Genomic DNA, 7,381 nt, shown 5'->3' with positions numbered 1-7,381 from the left:
CAGTTCGCGTAAATATCATAGAGCCTGAGTTAGCTACTCAATTAGAGCTCGTACATAAGTTCGCATTTATTTCTTTGGCTTACTATTTTTGTTGTTGACATTGGGGAGTCCACATAAGTTGTCGCCTCTAATTTTTAGTTAGAGGTAATTAAGATGAGTCCGAGATTTTCTCAATCATTTAAAAAACAAGCAGTAGAAAAAGCATTAAATAGGCAGGATAATGTAACCTTAAAAGAAGTAGCAGATTCATTAGGTATAGGTTTGTCATCCTTAGCCCGCTGGACGCTGCAAGCAAAAAATCAAGAACTAGAAACCATTTCATTTAACAAAGTCAGTCGCATGAATAAAGAAAAACGTCCTCAGGATTGGACATTAGAAGAACGCTTAAACATGATCATAAGTTGTGCGGTACTGGATGAGAAAGCACTAAGTGAGCATTGTCGTGAACAAGGCATTTACCCTCACCATGTAGTGCAGTGGAAGCTTGATTTTGCCAACGCAAGTCAGTCAGATAATAAGCCAGCTTCACGTAATGAAGTTAAAAATTTAAAGCATGAAAATAAAGCGTTAAAAAAAGAATTAAACCGTAAAGATAAAGCGTTAGCGGAAACCGCAGCCTTGCTAGTTCTCCAAAAAAAAGTCAACGAAATCTGGGGAAACGACGAGGACAGCTCACTATGAGCAACGAACGAATAGACATTATCACGTTAATCACCGAAGCATGTAATTCGGGAGCCAAACAAGAAAACGCCTGTGATATCATTGGTATCAGTAGCAAGACGTTTCAGCGGTGGAATGGAAATCCGATTAAACAAGATGGTCGTCTAGAGCCTCAGCATAGCCCTAAGCATAAATTAACCGAGCTAGAGCGACAGCGCATTATTAAAATCGCAAATGAGCCAGAATACGCGAACTTACCACCATGTCAGATAGTACCGAGATTAGCGGATACAGGTGTTTATATTGCCTCAGAAGCCCGTTTTTATCGCGTATTAAACGAACATAATCAATTAAAGCATCGGGAAAAAAGTAAACCCGCTCGTCAAGTTAATAAACCAAGAGCATTAACGGCAACAGCACCTAATCAAATTTATACCTGGGACATAACTTATTTGCCAACACAGGTTAAAGGTATCTTTTTGTATTTGTATCTCGTCATTGATATTTACAGCCGAAAGATTGTTGGCTGGCAAACGCATCATGAAGAGTTAAGTGAATTAGCCGCTGATTTGATGACCGACATATGCCAGCGAGAGAAAATCAAACGTAACCAAGTTACGTTGCATTCAGATAACGGCAGCCCAATGAAAGGTGCAACAATGCTGGCAACGCTTCAAGAGTTAGGTGTAGTGCCATCGTTTAGCCGGCCATCAGTGAGTAATGATAATCCGTATTCAGAATCAGTATTTCGTACTTTGAAATATCGGCCAGAGTATCCGGAAAAACCCTTTGCTGATATAAGTGAAGCAAGGTGTTGGGTGAGTGGATTTGTACAATGGTATAATGTTGTGCATCGCCACAGTGGAATCAAATTCACCACCCCTAATGAACGTCACACTGGCAAAGACATGGTAATATTAGCAAACCGTAAATTAGTATATAACAAAGCGAAATCATCCAATCCAAGTCGATGGTCAGGCGACATTAATGGCGCAAGATATACGACAAAAAATATTTGAGAAAACAGGTTTAACAGCATCTGCTGGAGTTTCTTCAATAAAGTTTGTTGCTAAAATTGCTAGCGATGAAAATAAGCCAAATGGTCAATGTATTATCACCCCAGATAAAATACCGGCATTTTTAGAGGTTTTACCTTTGGGTAAAATTCCTGGTGTAGGAAAAGTAACACTTGAGCGTTTATCTGCTTTACAACTTAAAACGGGTAAAGATGTATTAGATAAAGGCGAAGATTGGATGCTACGTACATTAAGTAACTTTGGCTATGACTTGTATCAAAAGTGTGCAGGGAATTATGAAGGTAAAGTACATACAGAACGGGTGAGAAAATCTTTAAGTGTTGAACATACTTATGAATTTGATTTAGATACAGAGCAAGCATGCTTAAATAAATTACCAGGTCTTTTAGGTGAATTACAAAAAAGACTAGAGAAGCAAAACTTAACTACAAGTATTAGTAAATTAAGCGTTAAGGTGAAATTTTCAGATTTTGTATCAACTACTACCGATCAAGTGTCAGATGGTTTATCTATTGACGTATTCAACGGTTTATTAAAAAAGGCTTTTGCTAGAGGTAAATATAAAGGTGTTAGGCTATTAGGTGTTGGGGTAGGCATTAAACTAGATAAAAAGCCAGAAGAGCAGTTGAGTTTTGATTGTTAGGTTTAAAATCGTAATTAACCCTGTTTAGCTAGGTTTACAGGATAGGTATACCTAGTTTTAAAATTTGAGAGTGTAAATTTGGGGGCATTTATTTTTCTGCTATACTGCTTTTCTCGTTCATTTCTTAGGTATTTTTTATGGCATTTCCAAGCCCAAATCCAATTTCAAATTTAGATGACGCTTTAAATAACGCACACTATGATTCATTGATTATTATTGCTGATGATTTCTCTAAAATTAAAAATGAAGCTCTTGTTCAAGCAACAACACAATTAAGTGCAATTGATGCACGTGTTGGTAATCAAGTTGTTGTCACTATATGTGAGTTTGTACCAGGTAAGCGTTTAATTTTAGTACCGACGGGTAACTTAAATCGTGATTACGATGATGTTAGGCGTTATTTCGATGCGACAAAAAAAGCCATCAATGAAGCAAAAGCCTCAGGTAGTATTAACCCAGTAATTTTCTTAGCTGATAAACCATCAAGTGAATTATATGAACATGCATTAACTGTATCTTACCTAGGTGCATGTCAAGCATTATGGCAGCCATTAGAAGCGAGAGAGCATTTTGGTGAATCAATAGAGCCAGTACAAACAATTGGTCTAGTGGGAGCAACGCAACAAGTATGTGATTACGCGAGTGCTATTTCAGCAGGTCAATATGCTGCCCGCGATTTATGTGGCACTGAACCTGAGCGTATGGCACCACCAAGATTTGCTCAGTATTGTGAAGCTTTGTTTGTAGATTCAAATGTTGCAGTTGAAGTAATTTCAGATTTTGATGTGATCAATAAAAACTATCCCATGATGGCAACGGTTGCGCGTGCATCTATTCCTGTTGTGCGCCACCAACCACGTGTTGTTAAATTAACTTATACACCAGAAGGTGAGATTCATAAAACACTGATGTTCGTAGGTAAAGGTCTCGTTTATGATACAGGTGGTGCCGATTTAAAAGTCGGCGGTCATATGTCTGGCATGAGCCGCGATAAAGGCGGTGCGGCATCTGTAGCTGGTTTTGTTAAATCTGTATCTGATTATCAAGCGAAAGGTGTTAAAGTTGTTGCCTTTTTAACTGTGGTTCGTAATTCTATTGGTTCAGATTGTTTTGTACCAGATGAAATTATCACTACCCGTGAAGGTGTACGCGTTCGCATTGGTAATACTGATGCGGAAGGTCGTTTAGCTATGGGTGATTTATTAAGTGAAATTAAAGATTTAGCAAAGACTGAAATAAACCCTGAAATATTTACAGTTGCGACACTTACTGGTCATGCTGCACGCGCTATGGGTCCATATACGGCACTTGTTGAAAATGGCCCAGCAAGAGCGAATAAAGTATCGCAAAAGATATCACTAACAGGTGATTTATGGGCTGATGGTGCTGAAATTTCACGTTCTCGTCGAGAAGATTATGACTTTATCCAGCCGCATACGTTAGCTGATGATGTACTTTCAAGTAATAATGCGCCTTCTGCTGTAACAGCACGTGGTCACCAATTTCCGATGGCATTTTTAGCGATTGCATCTGGTTTAGACAAACATGGGAATGATTCAGAACAGCCACTCCCATATGTGCATATCGATATTGCGGGTAGTGGAGTTGAAGGTGGTGATTGGCAGCATGGTAAACCTACGGCTGCATCTGTTGCGAGTTTATTTGCGACTTATATTAAATAAATTTACATTTATTAATGGTCTATTAAGCTCTTTTATACCAATTCCGATAATTAAGTGACCACACAGAGCTTATGAGGTTTTACAATTCTAGGAATGTCAGTGAATTAATTACTCCTTTTTGAACTGGCATAACAACGAACTTTAAATCCTCAAAAGCTCCTTTTAGGCGAGTTTCAAAGAGAGCTATACTGCGTTATTGATATATCATTGTTTGGAACCAATGCATTGCCTAAAGCGTTTTGAACACTCACTGAATGATCTATTTATTAACGGAAATGGTATAAACAGTTTTTAGGTTGGAATAATTAATACAAATATTAATAAGTAAATACTCACTTTAAATAAGCTGAATATTCCAATACATCGTTGCTTTCAATCCTAATAGCCAGCTATTATTTAATCAAGCGCCTTGTTCTTGAAAATTTATCCTTATTAAAACTTGATCACTAACTTACTCGTATTGGTATCATATCAGGAAAGTAAAGTTCAGGCATAAAAAAGCCAAGCGATGAGACTTGGCTTGGTTCAAAGTTAAATTAACTTATTTTTTGAAGTGACGGTCAAAAAAGTTTGTAATTGTTTTATGTAAGTGTGTTTGTACTTGCTTACCTCTTAAGCTATGTTTAGAGCCTGGGTAAGTCATCATTTCAAATGGTAGTGCTTGGTCTTGTAACTTTTTAAATACCTTAGTAGCATGGGTAAATAAAACATTATCATCAGCCATACCATGATAAATCATAAGTGGCCCCTTTAAGCCTTCACTATAGGCAAAAACATTACTTGCTTCATAGCCTTCAGCATTTGTTTTTGGGTGAGATAAGTAACGCTCTGTATAGTGGGTATCGTATAAATTCCAATCTGTTACAGGGGCACCTGAAACACCTGCTTGAAAGTAGTCACCCGCTTTAAACATCGCCATAAGCGCCATATAGCCCCCGTAACTATGACCATAAATACCAATGCGATTAGCATCAACAAAATCTAAAGTACGTAAAAACTCAACGCCTTTAATTTGATCTATCACTTCAGGTTTACCTAAATGTTTATAAATCGGATCTTCAAAAGCTTTACCACGATTATATGAACCACGGTTATCTAACTGAAATATAATATAACCTTGTTGTACCATGTACTGAAAATACATATTTTTTAAACGCCAGGTATTCGTTACACGCTGTGCATGTGGACCACCATAAACATTTACGATCACAGGATATTTTTTGCCCACTTCTAAGTTTTTAGGTTTGAACAAACGGTAATGTAAAGTTTGGCCATCTTCAGCTTTTAACATGCCGTATTCTGGCGTTGTTAAATCAGTACTAAAAGGTGACAGAGGATGCTTGTCGTCTAATTTGTTTTGCTCTAACCAATTGATAAAATTACCTTTGTTATCACGTAAACTTATCGATGTAGGTTGGTTAACTGAAGAGCTGCTATCAATAAATGATTTATAGTCCTGTGCCATTACAACTTTATGATATTGGCCTTTTTCAGTTAAACGTTTTATTTTTCCTGATTTTTTTAATGGTACTGAATATAAATGGCTTTCAAGCACTGAATCAGCACGACCAGAAAAATAGACTAAGCCTTTCTTTTCATCAACACCTTGTAGACTATCAACTATCCAATCACCTTGGGTTATTTGATGTATTAAAGTGCCATCATTCTTATATAAATAAAGGTGTTTAAAGCCATCCTGTTCAGATGCCCAAACAAAATGTGTGTTATCTTTTAAAAAGCGTAATTCTTTATGTAAATTTATCCAAGTATTACTTGTTTCAGTTAACAGTACTTTTTGTTTTTCACTTTTAGTATCATAAGCTCTTAATTCTAACTTTTGCTGTGAGCGATTTTGCCACTGATAAGAAAGGGTTTTGCTATCTTGCAACCATTTAACACGTGGAATATAAATGTCTTTTTCTTTACCTAAATCCACCCAGCTGATTTTTCTATTATTTAATTTAACAATACCTAACTGTATATCGACATTATTGGTACCAGTAAATGGGTATCTTTGATTAAATAATTTAACTTCTTCGGCATATATTTCATTGCGAATTGCTTCAGATACAGGTGTTTCATCTATACGCGTAAAAGCAATTTTAGACTCGTCATTTGACCACCAGTAACCTGTCATACGGCCCATTTCTTCTTGTGAGACAAACTCGGCCATACCGTTTTTAATTACGCCACCACCGTCGGTCGTTAGCTTGATTTCTTTGCCTGTCGCAATATTTAACGCATAAATATTTTGAGCTCTGATAAATGATACATATTTTCCTTTAGGAGAAAAACGCGCATCGGTTTCAAATTCGGGTGTGTTTGTGAGTTTTTTACTCTGCTTTTTAGCTAAATTGTAATAATACAAATCCCCATTTAAAGGAAATAAAAGCGCAGAACCGTCTTTGGAAAATTTATATTCTAAAATACCTTTACCAAATATACGTTGTCTTTCTCGGCGTGCTTTTTCTTCATTGGATAATGTTTCAGGGCCTAAAAATAAATTTTTAGAGTCAACTAACAAACGATTAGTTTTATCTTTTAAGTTGTATTCCCATAAGTCATAACGATTGTAATCATCTTGTTTTCCTTGAAGATAAGTAACGCGTTCACCTGTTGGTGAAAATTTTAACTTAACGGGAGATTTTCCAGATAAACCCGGATCAGAAAATAACCTTTCAAGTGATAGCGGCTCAGCATTTATGGTGAAACTGGTTAATGCCAGAGTTAAACTCAATAACGTGGTTTTATTGCCCATCTTTATCTCTTATAAATAATTGATTTTAATATCCTTGTCACTTCTAAATTCAACAGAAATAGACATCTAGCAGTGATTCGGCATTCGATAATATCTCTATAAAAAAGTCACTGCAACTAAATGCTATAAACGGTAAGATAAAGCGATAAAATAAAATGGAAATTACTTATGTTTGAGTTAGCACCTGAATTAAAAAGAGATTGTATCGAATTAGCCGATTGGCCTTTATGTAAAGTGTTACTGCTCAATGATAGTCAGTACCCTTGGTTTATTTTAGTTCCAAGGCAAAATGATTTAAAAGAAATCGTGGATTTATCAGAGCAAGAGCAAATTGTTTTTATCAAAGAGTCTGCAATGTTAAGTAAATTAATTCAAGAGGTTTTTAATCCAGATAAATTAAATGTCGCAGCTATAGGTAATATGGTGCCGCAATTACATATTCACCATATTGCGCGTTTTAAAACAGATGCTGTGTGGCCTGCGCCAGTTTGGGGTAAATTACCAGCAAAACCTTATTCAAATGAACAGATTGGTACAATCATTAATCAGTTTGCTGATATTTAACAGTTTGCCCTCTGTTCAATTTTATACCAGAGGGCCT

At 36.4% G+C, this 7,381-nt stretch carries 4 protein-coding genes and 1 pseudogene; 4 read left to right on the top strand and 1 reads right to left on the bottom strand.

Annotation, left to right across the window (positions count from 1 at the left end):
* Positions 1-153: 153 nt before the first annotated feature.
* The 3 genes and pseudogenes from CJF42_RS28710 to CJF42_RS18310 form a co-directional block, all read left to right on the top strand.
* Positions 154-1,646, top strand: a pseudogene (locus CJF42_RS28710) (IS3 family transposase); the annotation flags it as partial.
* A 1-nt stretch (position 1,647) separates the two neighbouring features.
* Positions 1,648-2,340 (top strand): DinB/UmuC family translesion DNA polymerase, encoded by a 693-nt coding sequence (locus CJF42_RS18315; RefSeq protein ID WP_095368065.1) that lies wholly within the window; start codon positions 1,648-1,650, stop codon positions 2,338-2,340.
* Between the two features lie 137 nt (positions 2,341-2,477).
* The gene (locus CJF42_RS18310) at positions 2,478-4,022 is read left to right on the top strand and encodes a M17 family metallopeptidase (protein ID WP_095368064.1); all 1,545 of its coding nucleotides are present in this window, start codon (positions 2,478-2,480) and stop codon (positions 4,020-4,022) included.
* 541 nt (positions 4,023-4,563) lie between these two features.
* Here the strand turns inward: CJF42_RS18310 and CJF42_RS18305 are convergent.
* A complete protein-coding gene (locus CJF42_RS18305) occupies positions 4,564-6,780 on the bottom strand; it encodes a S9 family peptidase (protein ID WP_095368063.1) in 2,217 nt (738 codons plus the stop codon).
* A 168-nt stretch (positions 6,781-6,948) separates the two neighbouring features.
* On the opposite strand from CJF42_RS18305, the gene CJF42_RS18300 reads away from it, so the two are divergent.
* Positions 6,949-7,344 (top strand): HIT domain-containing protein, encoded by a 396-nt coding sequence (locus CJF42_RS18300; protein ID WP_095368062.1) that lies wholly within the window; start codon positions 6,949-6,951, stop codon positions 7,342-7,344.
* The last annotated feature ends 37 nt before the right edge of the window (positions 7,345-7,381 follow it).

The organism is Pseudoalteromonas sp. NBT06-2 (assembly GCF_002276045.1).
In the GTDB taxonomy this organism is placed as follows: domain Bacteria; phylum Pseudomonadota; class Gammaproteobacteria; order Enterobacterales; family Alteromonadaceae; genus Pseudoalteromonas.
Note: the sequence above shows the minus strand (reverse complement) of the source record. Positions and strands in the feature narration are given on the sequence as shown.